At 34.3% G+C, this 20,220-nt stretch carries 21 protein-coding genes; 12 read left to right on the forward strand and 9 right to left on the reverse strand.

The window, feature by feature from the left end:
• Positions 1–278: 278 nt before the first annotated feature.
• Positions 279–1,469: a MalY/PatB family protein gene (locus NEF87_RS10380; protein ID WP_457919741.1), complete on the forward strand. Its 1,191-nt coding sequence runs from the start codon at positions 279–281 to the stop codon at positions 1,467–1,469.
• A gap of 25 nt (positions 1,470–1,494) precedes the next feature.
• Here NEF87_RS10380 and NEF87_RS10385 read toward each other — a convergent pair whose 3' ends face one another.
• Positions 1,495–2,037, reverse strand: a complete 543-nt coding sequence (locus NEF87_RS10385; protein ID WP_457919742.1) for a hypothetical protein — start codon at positions 2,035–2,037, stop codon at positions 1,495–1,497.
• An 80-nt stretch (positions 2,038–2,117) separates the two neighbouring features.
• Positions 2,118–2,774, reverse strand: coding sequence for a helix-turn-helix domain-containing protein (locus tag NEF87_RS10390; RefSeq protein ID WP_371806474.1), 657 nt, complete (start codon positions 2,772–2,774; stop codon positions 2,118–2,120).
• A gap of 40 nt (positions 2,775–2,814) precedes the next feature.
• On the opposite strand from NEF87_RS10390, the gene NEF87_RS10395 reads away from it, so the two are divergent.
• The 5 genes from NEF87_RS10395 (at position 2,815) to NEF87_RS10415 (ending at position 7,708) form a co-directional block, all read left to right on the forward strand.
• Positions 2,815–4,107, forward strand: a complete 1,293-nt coding sequence (locus NEF87_RS10395; protein WP_457919743.1) for a S41 family peptidase — start codon at positions 2,815–2,817, stop codon at positions 4,105–4,107.
• An 82-nt stretch (positions 4,108–4,189) separates the two neighbouring features.
• Positions 4,190–4,963: a GNAT family N-acetyltransferase gene (locus NEF87_RS10400; protein ID WP_457919744.1), complete on the forward strand. Its 774-nt coding sequence runs from the start codon at positions 4,190–4,192 to the stop codon at positions 4,961–4,963.
• Between the two features lie 279 nt (positions 4,964–5,242).
• The gene (locus tag NEF87_RS10405) at positions 5,243–6,232 is read left to right on the forward strand and encodes a hypothetical protein (RefSeq protein ID WP_457919745.1); all 990 of its coding nucleotides are present in this window, start codon (positions 5,243–5,245) and stop codon (positions 6,230–6,232) included.
• 250 nt (positions 6,233–6,482) lie between these two features.
• On the forward strand, positions 6,483–6,731 hold the full coding sequence (locus NEF87_RS10410; RefSeq protein ID WP_371806477.1) for a hypothetical protein: 249 nt from the start codon (positions 6,483–6,485) through the stop codon (positions 6,729–6,731).
• A gap of 167 nt (positions 6,732–6,898) precedes the next feature.
• Positions 6,899–7,708 (forward strand): sulfite exporter TauE/SafE family protein, encoded by an 810-nt coding sequence (locus NEF87_RS10415; RefSeq protein ID WP_457919746.1) that lies wholly within the window; start codon positions 6,899–6,901, stop codon positions 7,706–7,708.
• Between the two features lie 35 nt (positions 7,709–7,743).
• Here NEF87_RS10415 and NEF87_RS10420 read toward each other — a convergent pair whose 3' ends face one another.
• Positions 7,744–8,256 (reverse strand): hypothetical protein, encoded by a 513-nt coding sequence (locus NEF87_RS10420; RefSeq protein WP_457919747.1) that lies wholly within the window; start codon positions 8,254–8,256, stop codon positions 7,744–7,746.
• A gap of 381 nt (positions 8,257–8,637) precedes the next feature.
• On the opposite strand from NEF87_RS10420, the gene NEF87_RS10425 reads away from it, so the two are divergent.
• The gene (locus NEF87_RS10425) at positions 8,638–9,102 is read left to right on the forward strand and encodes a hypothetical protein (RefSeq protein ID WP_457919748.1); all 465 of its coding nucleotides are present in this window, start codon (positions 8,638–8,640) and stop codon (positions 9,100–9,102) included.
• An 899-nt stretch (positions 9,103–10,001) separates the two neighbouring features.
• On the forward strand, positions 10,002–12,044 hold the full coding sequence (locus tag NEF87_RS10430) for a leucine-rich repeat domain-containing protein (protein ID WP_457919749.1): 2,043 nt from the start codon (positions 10,002–10,004) through the stop codon (positions 12,042–12,044).
• 296 nt (positions 12,045–12,340) lie between these two features.
• Here NEF87_RS10430 and NEF87_RS10435 read toward each other — a convergent pair whose 3' ends face one another.
• Positions 12,341–13,882, reverse strand: coding sequence for a phytoene desaturase family protein (locus NEF87_RS10435; RefSeq protein ID WP_457919750.1), 1,542 nt, complete (start codon positions 13,880–13,882; stop codon positions 12,341–12,343).
• A gap of 127 nt (positions 13,883–14,009) precedes the next feature.
• On the opposite strand from NEF87_RS10435, the gene NEF87_RS10440 reads away from it, so the two are divergent.
• Positions 14,010–15,479 carry an MFS transporter gene (locus tag NEF87_RS10440; RefSeq protein WP_371806483.1) on the forward strand — a complete coding sequence of 490 codons (1,470 nt, stop codon included), beginning with the start codon at positions 14,010–14,012 and terminating at the stop codon, positions 15,477–15,479.
• Positions 15,480–15,677: 198 nt separating this feature from the next.
• Here NEF87_RS10440 and NEF87_RS10445 read toward each other — a convergent pair whose 3' ends face one another.
• A complete protein-coding gene (locus NEF87_RS10445) occupies positions 15,678–16,241 on the reverse strand; it encodes a methyltransferase family protein (RefSeq protein WP_457919751.1) in 564 nt (187 codons plus the stop codon).
• Positions 16,242–16,371: 130 nt separating this feature from the next.
• Between NEF87_RS10445 and NEF87_RS10450 the strand changes: the two genes are divergently transcribed.
• Both NEF87_RS10450 and NEF87_RS10455 read left to right on the forward strand, forming a co-directional pair.
• Positions 16,372–17,124: a hypothetical protein gene (locus tag NEF87_RS10450; protein ID WP_457919752.1), complete on the forward strand. Its 753-nt coding sequence runs from the start codon at positions 16,372–16,374 to the stop codon at positions 17,122–17,124.
• Positions 17,114–17,392 carry a winged helix-turn-helix domain-containing protein gene (locus NEF87_RS10455; protein ID WP_457919753.1) on the forward strand — a complete coding sequence of 93 codons (279 nt, stop codon included), beginning with the start codon at positions 17,114–17,116 and terminating at the stop codon, positions 17,390–17,392. The genes NEF87_RS10450 and NEF87_RS10455 overlap by 11 nt, the downstream gene beginning before the upstream one ends.
• Positions 17,393–17,419: 27 nt before the next feature.
• Here NEF87_RS10455 and NEF87_RS10460 read toward each other — a convergent pair whose 3' ends face one another.
• Positions 17,420–18,049: a hypothetical protein gene (locus NEF87_RS10460; RefSeq protein WP_457919754.1), complete on the reverse strand. Its 630-nt coding sequence runs from the start codon at positions 18,047–18,049 to the stop codon at positions 17,420–17,422.
• A gap of 134 nt (positions 18,050–18,183) precedes the next feature.
• Entirely contained in the window at positions 18,184–18,780 is a 597-nt protein-coding gene (locus NEF87_RS10465; protein ID WP_371806488.1) for a hypothetical protein, read from the reverse strand.
• A gap of 137 nt (positions 18,781–18,917) precedes the next feature.
• On the opposite strand from NEF87_RS10465, the gene NEF87_RS10470 reads away from it, so the two are divergent.
• The gene (locus NEF87_RS10470) at positions 18,918–19,463 is read left to right on the forward strand and encodes a GNAT family N-acetyltransferase (RefSeq protein ID WP_457919755.1); all 546 of its coding nucleotides are present in this window, start codon (positions 18,918–18,920) and stop codon (positions 19,461–19,463) included.
• Between the two features lie 28 nt (positions 19,464–19,491).
• On the opposite strand, the gene NEF87_RS10475 is transcribed toward NEF87_RS10470, so the two are convergent.
• The gene (locus tag NEF87_RS10475) at positions 19,492–19,935 is read right to left on the reverse strand and encodes a hypothetical protein (RefSeq protein ID WP_457919756.1); all 444 of its coding nucleotides are present in this window, start codon (positions 19,933–19,935) and stop codon (positions 19,492–19,494) included.
• Between the two features lie 126 nt (positions 19,936–20,061).
• A complete protein-coding gene (locus NEF87_RS10480; RefSeq protein WP_371806491.1) occupies positions 20,062–20,193 on the reverse strand; it encodes a hypothetical protein in 132 nt (43 codons plus the stop codon).
• Positions 20,194–20,220: the final 27 nt, after the last annotated feature.

Raw genomic sequence — 20,220 nt, forward strand, 5'->3', positions numbered from 1 at the left:
ACCATTCAAAAAGACAAAATTATCCCAGAAGAGGTCCCGCATGAACAGCAAACCAAACCGGTTTGTAAAAGATAAACCCCTTAAAGGGGCGAAATCAAGGTGAAACTCCAAAGAGTTCACCATCCAAAAAGACAAAATAAATTCATGCGGTGACCGATTACAACGTGACAATCCACATTAATAAATTCTTAGATGTCACTTCTTTTTTATTCAATTACCTATCTAATTGATTAAAATATTTCGAGATGTTTATTTGAATTCCAATGTTATTTTCTATCATGGAATTTTCGATGGACCTTTTTGATAAATATTTGGATCGAACACCCACAAAATCCATTAAATGGGACCCCGATTATATGATTGAACGCTTTAAGACGGCAGATCTTCTCCCGTTCAACCATGCAGAAATGGATTTCATTTGCCCATATCCAATAGTAGAGTGTGTGCAAAATCGCAGTAAACATGAAATTTATGGCTACACTTTGGTGAAATCAGATTATTATGACTCTGTGATCAATTGGTATCAATCTCGGCATAATATCAAATATAATTCAGAGGAAATTCTATACTCAACAGGAGTAATATTCAGTTTACGAAATGCGATCCAATTTTATACTAAAGCAGGAGAGGAAATCGCGATTTTTACACCCATATATCACCCATTAGCGCAAGCCGTCTCGGATCAAAATCGAAATCTGGTCATGATCCCCCTATATTATGAAAAAAAGAAATATCTAATGGATTTTGTAGCTTTAGAGAAAATCTTTCAAACCCATCAGATTAAAGTTTTAATTATTTGCAATCCCCACAATCCAATTGGACGTGTGTGGACTCATGCAGAATTGACCCAATTGGGAAATTTGTGCATGAATTATGACGTTATGATTATATCCGATGAAATACATTGTGATTTACTCTCGAAAGGCCATAAATATACCTCGATAGCAGCAATTTCTTCGAATGATGAACTTAAATCAATCGTTTTAAGTTCAATGACGAAAACTTTCAATACATCAGGACTAAAAATCGCAAATATCTTTATAAAAAATGCGGAACTTCGAAAACCCTTCTTCGAGTATTATGATAAGAAGTTTATTTATGCACCGAATGTTTTTGGGATTCATGGAATGCAAGCAGCCTATGATCATTGTGCTCCTTGGGTCGATTTATTGACACAATATTTAGACCAAAACTTCAATTTTGTCAAGGAATATCTAAGCGAACATTCCCTGAACATTGATCTCATTCAGCGAGAAGGAACACCGGTGATTTGGCTGGATTTTCGAAAGATTCCAATAGCACCGAATAATGTCTTTAATTATCTCCTGAAAAAGGCTCGTATCATTTCCTATGATGGAGGTGATTTTACCGCAAACGGGGAAGGTTTTCAGAGATTAAGTATAGGTTATCCTCGACATATTTTGAAAGAAGGTTTAGATCGGATTCACAATGCCATAGAACTATTATAGTAATCAACACTTCTTAGGTCGATTTCTAGGAATTTGAGTTTTTTGCATTATTTATTGTTTCTTTTAATCGAGTTTCAATTCTTTTTTCCCCTACAAAATCATATTTCTTGTTAACGAAGTGAAATATCAAACTTCCAATAATAAAAGGAATTGCCGCAATTAGTGTTATGAGAAATGGTGCGATATCAAGATCAAGTTGGGAAAGCCAATCTATTTGAAAGATGTCTTCATTATTAAGTGCCCGTTTGAAGACAAAATAAAAGGTGGGAGGATTTACAAACGTCTCAACCACAATGACGGCCACTAAAATCTTATATTTTTGAATTAAGGGATCAATTTCATTCTTATTTGGGTAATAATTACGATTTTTAGTAAAATAATACAATTTCTTGAAATAGGTTTGAAAAAAAACGGGAATACCCACAAAAAGTGCAACTAAACCAATAGCTGCCAAAATCCTCCAGTTAACTAAAATTAACACAATAATTACAATAAAAATGATAAAGCTAATAGCAACAAGTCCAATAATGAACAGTTTTTTATGTTCGTCAATCCAATTTGAGTTCATGATTTTTGCTCAGACTGAAATATGGTTCTTCCTCAATTTTAATCTTTTTCTCAATGTCTTCAAAAATATCTGGCAATGTTTTATTCAGTTTTTTGGAGAAGTTTAATAACTTTTTCATGAATATCCGGCGTATTATAAATCATATTCACCCATAAAACCGATTCCAATACACGATTCAATTCTAAATATTCAATGTTTTTGATTTTTTCAAGTTTTTCTATCGGAATCGTTTGTAACAATTCCATTAGAGCATTTTCCTTTTTGATAATGAGATTAGTCATCTGCTCTAAAAAACGAGTCGATTGGAACTCTGTTTTTAAAAGAATCTCTAGGAAGCACTGCATTCCAGTAGAGTATTGGGTGATAATTTGTTTGACTTCTGGATCCGTTCGAGTATCATTTGAAATATGTTTATGACTCAAATAAAATTTGGCGGAGCGGATATATAAGTTAAAACTGGAGAGCTTTTGATCCGGATGGACCACTACACGTTTCCCGGCAATATTTATTAGTCCTTTCTTCGTGAGAAAACTTAGATAACGGTATAAAGTCTTTTTTGACTTCGGGGATGGAGTTTCTTTAAAAATTTCCATGATTTCTTCAATAGTTTTCGGGGAATTCCGAAGAAATTTAAAAATCATGGAATAATTAGTATCCAACAGAAGATTTAGCTCTGTCTTTGTGAGAATTTGAACGGCTTTTTGTTCGTAGGTGAGTAGATCTTGAAATTTATTCATATAAATATTTTAATACTAGAATAATTTATTAATTCTTACAATGCAAGAACTAATCTCAAAAAATGAGAATGATATAAATAATATAGGAAATTACTGGACACCCGCAAAACCAGCTGAATTGTTACAGAAACTAGGAAAATTAGTAAAAAATAAATATATTTTTCCAGATATGGCAGATAAATTAGCAATTCATCTATCTTCATCTACTTTTAATAAAAATCATGCATATTTCACCACACCACTTAAATTTGCTCAAACTCTTACTGAAGAATTACAAAATTTTTCCAATGATTTACATTTTTTCCTTGAATACAATCCCGAAAAGGCAAAGTTATGTGCAGCATGTCAAGAAGATCCTACAAACTCCGAAGTACAAACGCAAGATTATTTTGATCTTCAACGATATCGAAACGGGAACTTGGTTGAAGTACGGAGATTACCAGGTAATATTGGTTATATTCGCTTAGATGAATTTCCCGAGCCGGAACTGTTTGGAGAAACTATTTTAGGAGGATTGAAATTTTTAGAAAATACACTCGGAATTATATTTGATGTCCGAAATAATGGTGGAGGCCATGCCGAATTTGTCCAAATTATTATTAGTTACTTTTTTGGTAATGAAAGAAAATTACTTTACACATTTGAAGATAAAGATACTGGAGAAATGCAGCAAATGTGGACCCTTCCCTTAGTAGGATCTAAAAAAGGAATCCATAAGCCAATCTCAATTCTAACTAGTAGGAGATCTGCTTCTGCAGCAGAAGATCTTGCATATACGATGCAAACTCATAAGCGAGCTAAAATTGTCGGAGAACAAACCCGCGGAGCTGCGAATAATCCAAAGCAATTCGCTATTGATGATAATTTCCTTATCAGCATCCCCGTGGGAAGACCCATCAATGCCATTACGAACACTAACTGGGAACAGGTTGGAGTAACACCAGATATATCAGTTAAGCAAGAAATTGCTTTAGAGACGGCCCATATTGATCTCCTCCAGCAAATCGAAGCTCAAATAGAAAATCCAAGGATACGAACTTTGTTTGGGTTTGAGAAGAAATTTGTAAATGCAATGTATAACCAAAAGCAAATCCCTAAGGAATTAATTCAGAAAATGGTCGGAGATTACGGAGGGTGTTCTATTCAAGAAAAGGATGGAAAAATACTTCTTATTAGGAAAAATATGGGGTTACCATTGATTACCACGGATTTTCAAGATTATTATTATAATGAACAGTTAAGGATATCATTTAAATTTGAATCCCAGGATACTTACTTATATCTTGATTACAGAGATTATTCCACAAAACAAGAATTTCAGAAAAATCAATAAATATTTTAAGATCAGCCTTAAAAAAAACTTTTTTATTCAAATTTATCAATTATTCCATCTAAATATTAGTTGTGTGAAAAAAATGGAGATTCAGCTAATTACAAAAGCAAATGAAACCCGCTTCTTCGACTATGTTCATGGAAGGGAATGTGAATTTTTCTATTATATCTATGATTATAAAACAAATTTCCCGGATTTTCGATTGTTTATTGCAATCAACAAGGAGAATGAAACTAAAGGAGTATTCTTCATTCTGAAAAATCAATATGTTAAAATCGAGGGAACTAGTGAAGCAACGACATGTTTTTTAGATTTTCTAGATGATTTGAAACTTAATTTGAAAATAATTACTGCTCAGAGCAAACACAAAACACAGATAAAAAATCGTTATTCAAACTATCAAAAAGAAGCAGTGCGTTATAGGATGATTCTGCAAGGTCAAAAAGAACAACTTTCTTGTAAATACGAGTCAATTTCATTGGGTGAGCATCAGAAAGAACATATTGCATCACTTTTTCGCAAATCTGATCCAGTTCATTTTAGTAAATCTAATGCTTCTGAAATTCAACTTGATGATACTCACAAAGCTTTCGGGATAATTGAGAATAATATACTTACTTCGGCCATTACTGCTTGGAATTATAATAGAATAGGAAAAATTAATACATTGGGAACCCACCCAGATTACTTACGACAAGGGAGAGCAAAATCGCTTCTTAAATATACGATAAATTGGCTTTCATCTTGCACAGATCACATAATAATCCAAGTTCGAGCTCAGAACACGGCAGCAATCCACTTGTATGAACAATTAGGATTCAAAATTCAATTTAAGCATTACTTAATATATTTTTAGTTCTTCTTTTCTCACGAGTGTGAGTTGAAATTAATGAAATCATCAATAGACATTTTTTGGTGGTCTTCAATTAAGGTGTTCTAATTATATTATAGACGGATTAATACCTAAACCCTTCAGAGGTCGAAATTTATCATGGAAGCCACTTATTATCGAATTTTTTGTTCAATTATGCTATTTAAGTTAATAATGAATATATATTTTTATCACTAAATTGTAAGCATACATACAAAATTTAATAAGATCAAATTTACCAAAATTATTACGAGTGAGAATAAGATGATGACTTTAAAAAAAGTAAAAAAAGTATCAAGCTACCCTCAAAAACTAATCATTTTTTTTCTGATTTTTATATATTTGATAATTTGGATACCGAAAACAAGTGCGGAACCAAAATCTTCAACTTTGACAGTCTATAACCCCAATTCAAATTCAATCTGGGATATAGCTCACCCCAATGGATATTTAGTCAGTTGGGAATCGCAAGGCGATAACATGGTGACTATCTATCTGTATAAAGGAACATCGTATGAAGGTAATTTGGGATCGGCTGGAGATTACGAAACATCAGAATTAGTCGATCTCACTAGCCCCTCTACCATGGTACCTGGTACAAATTATCGTATCAAGCTTGAAGCTTGGCCTTCGGAAGAGGAAGGGTGGAGTGATTATTTTGAAATTATTGATAGCAGCAAAGTGAGTGACGATTCAAACACTGATACTTCTACTATTGATTCAGCTGAGTGTAATAAGGATTCAGACTTTGAATTTTCAACAGTCGATTCTTCTGATTCCGAATTTCTTGGATCTACAATGGAAGAAGATAAAATCGTTTTAATTGATCACTTTTATGAAATCCAGTCAAATTTCACGGTAGACACGAAAATATTATTCCATTTTCAAGTTCCCTCGGTCTACCAAGTAGAAGCTTGGGTTCTGGACTTATCGAATTACTATTTATATAAAAATAAAACAAGTTACGATAGCTACAAAATTGCAGGGGGATCTTGTTATCAAGCCACTGATTTAACCTACAGCATCTCAAAGTGTGACAATTATACCATCTTGTATCGTCCCAAAGGCGGGACAGGCGCATCAGCTTTGCCCATGACCTATCGTGTCGATTACTATGGAAAATGTTCTGGAGGTATTATGGGTGACATAGATGCAAGTATTGGAGGTTTTATAGGTTTGCTGTACGTTGCACTCGTAGGAACTATTAGCTTGACTTTGAAACTTTATTCAGAAAGAAAAATTCAAGTAAAATGACAATCTCATTGCATAAAACTAGTAAGCAAAGAAATGATGAGAAAATAATTATAGTTTAAAAAAACGGTTCAAGATAATAGTCAAGTGTTTAAAAAAAGTATTCATTTTTTTCATATTTCCTTCTATAAATCCTCAAAATGTCTCATTCTACTGGTGATTTCTTGCCAGATTTAGTTTTTGTTTTAATTTTTATTTTATTTTTGCTTATTTTTTCTGATAGATTTAAATGGAGAGAGTCGCATTATAACTCATGGGTCGTAATGATGGTATAGAATCAATACTTGGAGTATCTATCTCAGATATCACTGAACAACTGTGCAAGACATGTGATCATTATTCATTTTATTCATGCAATCAGAATCATTCCGCAGCTCCACTTAAAGTCAGTATTGATTGTCCCGACTACATTCTAAAACCAAAATACTTACCAATACAAGAGCTACAAATCCAAAAAGACCAAAAAACTAAGAAAAATGCTCAAAAAGTAGCAGAATGTTAAATTAAACATCCTCTTTTTTAAGTTAAGTGGGTTTTCAGATAAAAATTATTTTTAGTTAGTTGGATCGATTTATTGGGAGCTTTATTTCTTGGTTTTTTGAGCTCTAAATCCAGCATAATTCTAATGAAATGGTGTTCTAATTATAATTAATCTGGGAGTTCTCTCATATGGAAATCATTTCACTAGCACTTCTTCTTATTTTATCCTTTGCAATTTATTTTTTCCTGTCGATGGTTGGATTGGGAGGTGGGATGTTAGTAGTTCCCATGCTTATTCTAGTCTTTGAAATCCCTCCCTCTATCGCAATTGGAACATCCCTTTTTGCAATGAGTATTAGTACTTTCGCTGCAACTATGGGATATTGGTCCAGACAATCAGTGAATTGGAAGTTAGCTTTAGCCTATAATGTCTTTGATATCCCCGGAATAATTCTTGGCGCACTATTAACCAAAATTGCCCCCACAGCAGTGCTAGAGTTCATTTGTGGTTGTGGAATCATAGTATTAGCAATCGTGGTACTGACGAAAAAGTCGATACAAAAACGATCTGCAAGTATTGCTAACCAAGAGGCTGAAGATGATAATTTTTATGAACCAGACTTCTCATTTGCGTGGACAGGTAAAAACTTGATTGTAGTCATTTTTTCTTCGTTTATGGGAGGTTTAATAACGGGAATGGTTGGAATCGGAGGAGGTACAGTTGATACAACCTCCATGATTTCAATTGGAATACCAATGAATTATGCGGCAGGATCATCTTCGCTTGCTATGTTTATGACCAATATTTTTGGAGCAGTTACCCATATATCTTTAGGAAACATCTGGTGGGATTATGCCATCCCTTTAGGAATCGTAGCATTAATAGCAGCATTTTTGGGGAGCCGCTTAGCACCTAAATTGAACAGTACAATGCTCCGGAAAATGCTCGGAATCATCGCACTAATCACAGGATTACGTTTAGCATTTAATATTCTCTAAAATTTAGGGAAATTTCAACAATTCTTACTTCCATTTTAGTCCCAATCACCATCATCAAAACTAACTCCGGCGGAAAGGTTGAAATTACCACGAATAATTCTCGGAAGCATGCCTAAAATAGCGAGATTAAATATGCCTATGATGACTCCCGTAAATAATATCGGGGCGAGGTCTTCTGATGGCAAAATTTCTGTAAGGAAGAAAAAGTTTAATATTCCTACGACTCCAGCCGGAAATAACCAAAAAATCAACCCCAAAATTCGAATTTTCAAGGATTTTTTAGGAGAATGGTAATTGCGAATCTTGACTTTCCTAATTTTCCCTATACCTTCGCAGTAGGGGCACGAAGATCCCACGACGTCATATTCTTCAGCCAGCACAACTTTTAAACAATCTGAACAAATGACTTTCTCGCAATTTGAGCATCCAAACGAACAATAATCACATACCCATGAATTACAGTTTTCACATAGTGAATGGGGGGTTGATCGGTTACATTTTTTACAAAGATGGACTTGGTTTTCCTGTTGGTCTGGTTGCCCATTCATATTTCATCATCAACGTCTAGAAATTTATTTTTTATCTTTTTCCTCTTTTTTGGAGGAAGATTTCAAATAATCAACCCTTTAAAATAATCTCCCATTAATGGATTTTTAAAGCTAATATTTCTTGAGATCTTCCGACAAATCGGACAAAAATTATAGCAAAAAACAAAACTTACATTAATTTTCACAATATAAATCATAAATTTGTGTTTAGTCTAAAAATCAATCCATTCGCCATCAAAAGTGAACTGAAAGTCAGAGTAAATTCTCACCCAATCAATGAAGCAATGATCTATTTGAAACTCTGTTTTTCCCCTTTAATCAGAAGCTCATAACTTTTCTCTTTTATATATTCCTAATTTATACAGAGAGTAGGTTGATCCTATGCCATCATCTCTTTCCTCTTCTCTTGGTTCGAAGTACCTGATGTTCTTCGAATATCTTGGTCTCTTGCTCGTGATTGCCTTTGTGCAGTTGGTAATTCCCTTTCCCCCCGCCTATTGGGTGCTTTATGGTGTGCTGGGGATCTGTGGGGTGAGTTTAGTTTATGTACTTTATTCCAAAGGATGCTTTTTTTCTTCCCAGATCCATCACACGCCAAAATTTTTACAACGGGCGGGGTTCGAGGTTGGTCTCTTAATTGTGATGGGCTTTTGTGTGTGCTTCTGCAGTGAGTTTTGCTGGACCTTTGGTTTTTCGGAAGCCGAAGCCGCTATCTATGCAGGCAATTTCAAGGTCTTCAGTTCTCTTTTGACCTGCATCGCGTGTGTTCTAATTGTGTTGCAAGGCCTTCCCCTACTCTTATCTGGTTTAAAAATGCGCGTTTCTCCATTGGCTGTTGAAGTCTGAATCTCATTTTCTGATTTTAAATAAATTTTCATCAACAAAAAATCAATTATAGAACTCAGACTAATATATATCAAACTAAATGGTTCCTTTATTTTCTTCAAAAAGAATTTATCTTTGGTGATTGAAAAAATGACTAGTTTGGAGTGGATTTAAATCAACATATAAGAATTTAAGAAGAGTAAAATGCGTCCGAATAGAAATACTGATTAAAAGAGTAAAGATTTTTAAATTCAGAGAAGAATGTTAGAAGAAATGAACTTTCAGTTGAATACTGAAAAACCGATGATTAGAAAGATGATAAATTACCCTATTCGTGTTTTTTTATCTTACTAGTTTCTTTTTTTTTTTAAAATATTGGGGATCAATATGGTTTTGGTCCCACCCATAGGGATACCATAAGGAAAATCCCTCCGATCGAAAAGAAATGTATATTAGTGCTTTAATAACTTCTCCTTCAGAGTCCCTCAGATAACTTAAACATTTTATTTTTTATCTAGATAAGTATTTGATTAAAAAAGTTCCACAATTGTAATAGGGAAGTTTTCTGCTTTAGACTGAATAATTTTACAATTTTAACTATAAACAGGAGTTTTGATTATCAAATAATTGATTACTCAACATAAGGATATTTCCGAGGTGTTTTCACTTGGCAGATGAACGTTCAGAAAAAACTCAAAATCGTCAACTTGTGGTACATACACTGAAATAAATTAACATTTGATAGTCTAATTTTAGGATAACGATTAATAAGGGCAAAAATGTCTTTTTTTATTGTCACATCAAGAATCGAACTAATTAATATTTATAGTCTTTATATCTATAAATTATTATTATAATTTTTTGGAATATTTAAGATAATATAAAATAACACCAACTTTCCGACAAAACTGTGATGAACTATGCCAAAGGGGATCGATCCGAACAAATATTTTTACGCCCGCACACTCCTCTCACAAAAACTGTCCATTGCGGAAGTTCGGAAAGAATTAAAGAAAATTTTTGGAACCAGTATTTCTCCGAACAAATTGATCGAAATTAAAGCTGAAATCGAGACTTCCACTCCCCCACAAGCCCCTCTGAAGCATAATACAGGTATTAGTCGAATATTTCGAGGGAAATCGGATACAAATGATCAAATTGCATCGCAAACAGAAATGTTCAATGCGATTGTAGCAAAACTGGATGCAAAAATCGATCAACAAGCCATTTTAATTCATCAACTCTTTGATAAATTCGAAAAATATGGTAAAACTTTTGCCTATTGGGAAAAACGCTTTGCCCATGTTGATTTTGTAGAGCATATTCATGATGGTCCAGAAGGTGTGTCTGATCTAGAATTTTTAGAACATCGAAAAGCCACCATCACAGATTTTCTCCGAGCTAATCCGAAAATGGTGCAAGAAACCATTGATAGCGAGACAATTGAGATCATTGCAACTACAACAAGCATTGATTCTCAGATTGTACGGCTGGTTCTTCAGGAAATGTATGGAAGTGATAAAATTGAAGATTTGGAAGGAATTACCGAAGTTCAGCGATTAATTCTGGAGTACAACGCAAAAATTGCACAACTGGAGAGTACCATGGATACTTCGAATTCAATTCTTTTAAATGGCAAATCTCCATTGCGCCCTTCAATCCCACCACAAACAGCAATTTCATCATCGGAAATTTCCAAAATCGGATCAAAATCAGTGCTTCCTCACATTCAAATTGAAAATCAAGAATTCACCCAAAAAGAGAAAAAAACAGCGAATAGTAATCAAGTGACACTTTTTGGTATGTCTTATCAAATCAGTGAGGAAAGAGGTATCAAGAAATTAGATCTCTCAAACACAGGGCTCACCACATTACAAGAGATTATTGGACTAAAACATATCAAAGACCTCCAAATCTTGGATCTCTCAGAAAATAATCTTAAAGCAATAAATTTTGCAGATCCCTTATTTCACGATTTTCAATTCTTAGGCTCAATTCAACACTTAATTCTCCGATTTAATCAAATCACATCAATCCAAGGATTAGAGCGGCTTCCAAATTTAGAAGTTCTTTATATATCTCATAATCAGTTAACTAGCCTCCAAGACAGTGGAATTCAACAACTTAAACAATTATATGTTCTTGATTTATCCAATAATGAGATAGATATGGTAGAAGGGATAGCTGGCATTGAAAATCTCACCCAATTAGATTTATCATATAACCACATTCAATCTTGGAGCGGAATTGAACATTTTCTCAGTCTCACCACGTTGAATTTAGCCCATAATGAATTTTTAGATATGCAAGGATCAGGATTACAGAATCTAAAATCCTTGGATATGACCCACAATCAAATAGATACACTCGCTGGGTTAGAACATTTTCAAGAGATTGAATACTTAATATTAGCAGAGAATAATATGCTTCAAATTGATCGAACATCAGGGCAGATCTTCACCAGTATTATTGGATTGGATCTATCGAAAAACAATTTACAAGATCTCTTAGGATTAGAACAGTTCCCAGCGGTAGAGGATTTGAATATCGCAGATAACCAAATTGAATCGTGTGTAGGAATTGAGGTATTACCCGCCCTTAATAAAGTGAATTTAGCAGGAAATTTGCTTACCTTTTTAAATGGATTACAAGATTTGGGAGATGTCCAACAACAATTAATAAGGAGTTCAGAAACGAATTCGATTTCAGGTTTACAGGAATTAATTCTATCTCGAAATCAAATTATGGAAATTACAGAATTAGAGAAATTCTCCATGTTAGCAAAAATAGATTTACAGGAAAATGAAATCACCTCAATCCAAGGGTTAGGAAAATTGATGAATCTGGATGAACTCTATTTGGAGGGAAATCCCGTTTACGATTGGGTAGTTGAAGAAAATGGAGAGGATCCATCCATAATTGCCAAATGGGCCGTAAATTATTGCATCCGAATGCGGTATTGAGATAAAAAATTATCTTTCAAATTGAATCTCATCAGAAAGCTAAATATATTCAATTTTATCACAGTTTCAATTTCCCAAAAAAAATGTGTTTTCTGAAATATTATTAAGAAATACTATTATGAAAAAGAAATGAGAGAAAAAAGGAATTCTATTAAAAAAATTAAGATTACTTGTCAGAAATCACTTGATTGGAATTTTACATAAGCTTGCTCTTTCAAATTATCCTCATTTGCTCAAAAAAATAGCTTCCTATAGCTCAAGTTTTTTTCCAACATACAAGCAAACCATGGATGATATTATTTATCCTTTAAGTATTTAAGTACCTCTTGAATCACAAGTTTGGAATGAATCATCGTTCCAGGAAGCCCTCCAGCAGTTTTATCACTTTGAGACCCGATGAACCATAGTCCTTCGATGGGGGTCATATGCGGAGCCCCAGTTTTACCCATGATAGGGGCCCTTCCTCCAAATGCATGGTGTGATTGATGGGTACGAAGACGAAAATCAGCAGGAGTCATAATTTCTTGAACGAGAATATGTTGACGAAGATTGGGAATAATTTTTTCCGCTTCAATTAATAATTTTTCAGAGAACTCTTCCTTTCGAGTTTCCCATGTACCGGAATCAAGTTTATTGGGGGCAATAGTATAAATCGTCATAGCAAATTTACCCGGAGGAGCCATGGAAGGGGAATGGAGTGAAGGAACATAAATGAGAAAGCCATCTTTCCCTTCATGATATTCTCCATTGCGGCACCGGATGACGGCATCCTCAACCTCATAAGTCCCATAATAATAACAGAGAGCTGCTTGTTGAAATTTTCGTGGATCAAGATCTAGACCGAGATGAATCATATGAACAGATTCCATTAGCGGAATATCCACAATTTGATCCACATAAGCCGAAGGAAGGTTTTCTTTTCCAACTATCTTAAAAAAGAACTCTTTGGCACCTCCACTTGCCAACACAATATCGGCTTCCACTTTTGTGCCATTTGATAATTGAAACCCATGAAGTTGATTATCATGAAGAAGAAGACGCTCAACAGGAGAATTTACATGAATTTGTCCTCCATGAGCCAAAATGTATTTTTCAAAGACTTGCACCAAGACTTCCATGCCGCCCAGAATGTAAGTATAGCTAGGACGAGCACCCGCTCTTGACACCTTAAGAGGGAGTCGATCATCATGAGCCGTTTCACAATTTACAATTGGAATCCCCAAAGCAGGAAATTCCGAAGGTTTGGTAACAAAATCCGCCAAAAGTCCAAGAAAAAGACCTTTAATTTCCTTATGGGTAAAAAAATGATCCATAAGCTGAGCAGCGGACATATTTTTTTTATCTTTTACCCGTTGAAACAGAAAAAACAGACGTAATTGAAGAAAAATCTTATGGAAGGCATTTGCCGATTCAATACGGCGGGAAAGTGCAACGATGTCAAGCATTGTATTATGAAATTGATAATAACGTGTTAAATTCTCGGCTTCGTCAGGATAGAGCCGTATCAACTCATTTCGACGCCAATATTGTCCTTTATACTCTGAGGGCTTCCACAAATCATAATCCGGCATTACTACTCCCCGATCTGATCTCTGAAATTGAATTTGATCATACAGCCCAAGATCGACTAATATTTTACCTGCAGGTTCTTCAGGTAAAAAATCTTGTACAAGCATGGGGCCTAAATCCCAACTAAATCCTTCCTTATGAAAAGTAGCAGTCACTCCTCCGATGTTTGGAAATTGTTCATAGATTGAAACCTTATACCCTGCTTTAGCTAAATATGCCCCTGCAGTTAACCCTGCCATTCCAGCACCAATAATTGCAATTTTTTTCATTCAATCATAACCCTATCTAATACTCCATATATGTAGAAAAAATCTTGGGAGCATTGTATTTACTTGATTGAACAAATTTATAAACTCTTTTGACAAGATAATTACAACCTAATGAAGTTGAAAAACAATGAGTGACATACAAGATAAACAAAACACAGAATTGACATTTGAGCATAAACGGTGGGTTCATGCGAGTTTTGGAGCACGCGATATGTTTAGTCAATGGCATACGGCTGCTTTTGGAGCATATACAATATTTTTTTATGAATCAGTTGTCGGTTTACCATCACAGTTTGCTATTGCGGCCTTTTTAATTTTCTCGTTATGGAATGCGGTTAATGATCCATTGATGGGATACATCATGGAGAAATTCACTATGCCGTGGCAACGCAAATGGGGATTCCGTCGGTTTCCTTGGATCGTGATTGGAAGTATTTTATTTATTTTTTCTTATCTCATCATTTTTTTGGTTCCGTTTGGATGGTTTGGAACGGAAGCTTTGGTGGTTGCAAATAAGTGGAAAATATTTGCGTGGTATGTTATCACCCTCTTAATTTATGACACCACATTTACGATTTTTGATATTAATTCTCAATCGCTCTTTCCCGAAAAATTTGCGAAGCAATATGAACGCAGAGTGGTTACTGGATGGGGCACATTTTTGGGAATATTGGGGTTGGTTCTATCCTTTGTACTCACAGGTTTAATTGCAGATCAAAATTTTCCAGAAAGTTATCGAAAAGCAGCCTTACTAACATTTGGAGGAGCATTTTTCTTCTTGATCTTATTTCTTCCCGGTATGTATGAATCCAAGCAATTGCGAGAGAAATACAAGCATAGCGAAGGGACGAAAGGACAAGCCAATGAACCCTTTTTGAAGGTCGCCAAAGATATTTTGACCGATCGCACAATGGCCATGAAAATTCTATTCTACTTCGGATATCAAGCAGCCGTTGCTCTGATGAATGCATCAGCACTCTATATAGTCACATACATCCTTGATGATCCCGAAAATGAATCTTTTATATTTATTATGGGTGGAATGTTAGCAGGGGCGCTGATTTCAACACCATTATGGGTCAGAATATCCCAGCGTGTGAATAACAACAAAAAAATGTGCATTGTAACGGGTCTCCTTATGTTTGCCACTTTTCTACCGATGATTTTTGTTAGTAGTCTGGTAGGATGGATAATTTGTATATTCTTATTTGGAATCAGCCTAGGCGGACAATGGTTTATTAATCCCCCCACTATGGGAGATGTATTGGATTCCGTGGCAGTTAAAACAGGGAAGCGCGAACAATCTCTCTACTATGGTTTTCAAACCTTTGTGATTCGCTTTGGGGAAGCATTTAAAGCAGTAGTTATAGCTTTGGCACATCTTACAACCGGATTTCAAGAGGGGAATCCAACATTAACAGATATGACTAATGCCGTTGACAACATCAACTTAGTTTTATTTGGAATTCGAATCCACACAGCAATTGTACCTGCTCTCTTAGTATTGGTGTGTACTTTGCTTTTCTGGAAGTACTACGACCTGACACCTGAAAAAATCAAGGAAAATAGGTTGAAACTTGATGAATTAGGAATATAGCCTTTTTAAAGTATTGATTTTTTTTGAACTTCTTTTTTATTATTATGGGTTTATCAAGTCCTACATAGGTAATTCTGGGTAATATTATGATCATGACCTAGAACTACAACAAAAATGGACCAATTTGTAATTTGGGATTATAATTGTAGTTGAGAGGTCCAGAAGAAGTGGTTTTATATAGAAGTAGAAATAATTTCTTTATGGTTTGTCAATACCCTTGAAAAGCGAATGCTCAAACAAATTGGGATTCATAATTCGAGCGAAACTCGGAATCCATTTTGGCACAATTTGTTGATAAAGAAGGTATTTATCACCAAATTCTTGAATTAGCCGTTGTTCTTCATACTGGCTCAAATAGGAATAGAGACCTATCGAAATGCCGAAAATCATCCAAGACACCACACTAATGGACATAATTCCCAAACCTACATGAAAAATCAAATCACCTAAATACATCGGATGTCGGCAATACCGGTAAATCCCATGGTAGACAGGCAATTGATAATTAGCTGGGCGAAAAAATAAATCTGCTTCACTTCTACGAAGAATATAATAGGAAAGAATAATACAAGACAGACCGATACTGAGTCGAAGATAGAGGGGGATAACGTGATTCAGCCAAGTCGAGTAATGTAAGATAGAGTCACTTATCCAAATGCCAAGAAATAGCATAAATAGGGCCGCTTGAAACTTATCACCTTGTGGATGTTCACCAGGCATTTTTGTCCATTGATGGTGACTCGGAATCCAGGATGTTGGCATAAACGAAATTACGTGAGTGAAATATTTAATATTTATGTGTTAGAATCATTTTGATGGCACAAAGTATAAAAAACTATAATGGAACAATCTTCCATAGTGATTTATATTCCACAAAAATTGTGACTAATTTATGAATCCAAATAGTTCAAGTATTTCAACATCAAATCTTGAACAATGTCAAGATAAGATGCTTTTAAAATTCAAAAGCACAATTAAATTATATTATAGGAGCGATTTAATACGGTTTGTTGCTGATTCGGTATTCACAATATTAATTTTGTGGAGGTTTTTTACCCAAAATGATGTTGCATCCATTTTATCTTTTATTATACCGATTGTTATTTTATTTCTATTAAATTTGATCTTATCACTCTATTTATTATGGAATCTAGTCATTTCAATCAAGCTCAAGAGAGAAACCGGAAGTATTCCAAACGGATCTATATTTATGGAGAAAATATATCATTTAATCATCAAGTTATGCCAAAAAAGGCATTATTTCAAATGGAGAAAAGTGAAAAAGAAAACCAAAGAAGAGAGTCGTGAGGTTGTTATTTGTTCACTCTACAATATTGTGTATGAAAATGTTTCCTATTCACCTGCAATAATAATAGTTTATTTATTTATGGTGATATTCACGTTTAGTATAGACATTTATATTGGTATATTATATGTCTTTTCTTTAATATTATTTAGATATGATTACCGTCGCCAGAAAATCACATTGCAATGGATGCAAGCATTTCTTGATATTTTTCGATGGCAAAATCAAATTGATGAGATTCCAGTAGTGGAGAATAACCAGAACTATTCTCTTATGGAAGAAGATTTTGCCCAATATGAAACCAGCCATGATGGAGATATATCTACGAATGAATCATAAGTTTGCATCTAATCCCCGAAGAAATAAATATGAATTGTGGGTTGAAATTTTGGATTTATGCACATCTCAAGAGATTCATTTAAGTCAAATCATAAGAGATTTGCGTTTGCGGACAAGTAAATGTAAGGAATATTTATTATTTCTAATGCAAAAAGATCTTCTTCATGTAAAACATTCGAGTACAGATAATTCAATTGTCTATATAACAACTAATAAGGGAAAAAAGGCGGTTCAACAATTTATGCAACTTATATCGAAATATTTTTAGTTGGTTTAAGAGTTCAGAATTCATTGTTTAAATGGTTTTTATTTCTGTTTTTTTTGTTTTCTTCCCTTTCTCGTTCAATTTATTCGCAGCAATTAAAATCGGAATCGAAATTAACCCTCCAATAAGAAACGGAAGAAGGATTTGCACTCCATAGAGATTATAGGGAAGAAGAAATGTGGGAGTATCGTGTTGGAGATTTGGAGGAACGGTCCGTACATAATAGGAGATCGCGGCAGTAATCCAGGTATAAGCCCATGCAATAAATGTAGCCATCCCCAACCATTTGGCTTGTTGATACATTTTGCGTTTATTGAAATAGGAGAGGAAAGTTTTGTATAAAATGATAATCATAATAAGAAAACTTGGCCAGGTGTGAAAATTGAAAGAGAGATCATCAATCTCAAAAGGAACTACTTCTTGTTTTGTAATGGCATCTAAAAAACCGGTAATCCCCGCAAAAAGGCCAAGAAGATATAAAGTAGTAGCAAACCCTCCAAAAGCTCGATGTGAGCGAAATAGGATATCATTCCTTTTAAGTTGGGACAGTTTCTTCTTGATATAGGCAGCATATATTCCGGTGGCTGCTTGTACGGTCGCACATAAAGCACCGAGCATAGTTATGATGGTATTATACTCCGCTGGACTTGAAATTGGCATAATTATTCTTGAGTGGAGAAATTATTTAAGGGTTTCACTTAGAGAAAAATCGAAAAATCTGCGGGAAACTGAGAGATTGAAATTAAAAAAAAGATTGATTAGATTTATTAGACTGATTAGAAAGAAATGAAATATTATCGAATCTTTTCAATTATTTTATTAATTTTCACCGATGTTAATCGTTTGAGAGTGGTTGAAAACTTTGTTTTGTCATAAGCACTTGAAAGTAATAAAATAAAACATAAATTGTACAAAAGAGAAATGTTAGATTCATTGATAGCAGCCAGATGTTGAATTTTTTGATGGGTTTCTGTTGTAAATTTCTGCTTTGTTTGTTTTTCAAAGGCTATCTTGATCCGTTCAAATCCCCATTGGGCGTATGCCTTTTCTCGCAAAGCTTCCAATAATTTGGTCATTACCATGTAATATAGAACAGTTTCTTGCCCAACTAATTGTTCAATTCCCCCCATTCCATCAAAATTAGTTTGAATTCGCTTTTCAGTGAGGGTTAAATCAACAGAAAAAAGATCACCGAAATGAGTTAAAAACTCGTGAATTTTATGACTTGCGAGTAATTGTAGGGAATTCTGAAGATCTTTTATGAACCTTGAAAGAATTTCATCCACACCTGTTAATTGCATGGTATTATCAGGATTTTTACCCATGATCCGTTTACCTCCTAAAAACAACTGTTGATAGACGGCATTCTCAAGCATTTCCTGTGTATTCATTTCCGTAGATAAAATCCCCCAAAATTTTGTTTGATTACTATTAATTAGAGAAAATTATGGCATATATATTTGGGGTTTTACTAAGCAAGCCAAAAATCTGCCAAAAATACTTATAGGGTTTTTGATAAAATTATCTTATGAATTTGCAAAAAGAATATAAAATGAGAAATGGACAAGTTCTGCAAATATCTAAAGCAAATCCAGATGATGCAATTAGAGTTATAAAATACTTAAATCAAGTAGGCGGAGAATCCGACAACTTGACATTTGGAGAGAATGAATTTAGTAAAACTGTGGAACAAGAACAAGAATTTTTATCAGATCTTCAAAAATCAAACAATTCCATTTTAATTCTGGGAATTATAGATAATCGGCTAATAAGTGTAGCAAATTTGTCAGCATCGTCTAAATCCAGGCTAAATCACTTGGGAGAAATAGGGATCAGTGTGAGAAAATCCGCGTGGAATATAGGAGTTGGCAATGCAATAATGGAATATTTAATCGCTTGGGCCAAAGCAAATCAAATTATTCGCAAAATAAATCTAAGTGTCAGAACCGATAATCAACATGCTATTGAACTTTATCAGCGATTTGGATTTGTTAAGGAAGGACTAATGACTCGAGCTATGCAAATTAACGGACAATTTTACGACACATTAGAAATGGGTCTAGAAATAGATTAAAAAAACGGATTTGGTAAAAATCAATTAATTAGGCTCGAATTTCTGCTTTTACTCCGCAGGATTCACAGAAACAGTTTCCATTATTATGAATTGCTTCTTCCATGGTGCTGGTAAATTTTTTTCCACATTGTGAACAAAATCTATGAGATTCTTCTACGGATATAGCAACAGTTTGGGAAACGGGCATTTTTGGTTGAATTGGGCGAGATTGATTTGGACTAATTAATAACTTGATTATTATATATGGAAATAACAACGACAATACAACAGAGTAATAGGTTATGTAAAGTGAGAGTTTGACTGCATAGTACGTTAAGTATAAAGATCCCTTTACAGCCCAATAAGTTATAGTTAAGGCAAGGACAGTGATAGCAACGGCTAATGCAAAAAAGATGATTTGATCCCGGAGGGACATAGCAGCAAATTGAGCATGACTCAGTTGGCTCCAATTGATATATGATTCTACGGACATTTTTTAGTGGTCTCCAATTAAGGTTATCTAATTATATTATAGAATGATGGATACCTAAACCCTTCAGAGGCCGAAAATTATCATGGGGGCCACTTATTATCACATTAAAATCAAGTCAAAAAAGAGTTAAACCGCTCGACGCACCGTCCAAAATCCTTCTTTGCGACGGTTTTGAAGGATTTGTAAAAGCCAAGACCGATAGACTTCAGTAGGTTGAGAATTTTCAGGAGGAATAAATAAGTTTGTTTGATTGTTCATACAAAGAATATAGTTTTCTTGGTTTAA

It is taken from the genome of Candidatus Lokiarchaeum ossiferum, assembly GCA_025839675.1.
GTDB lineage: Archaea > Asgardarchaeota > Lokiarchaeia > Sigyniarchaeales > Promethearchaeaceae > Lokiarchaeum > Lokiarchaeum ossiferum.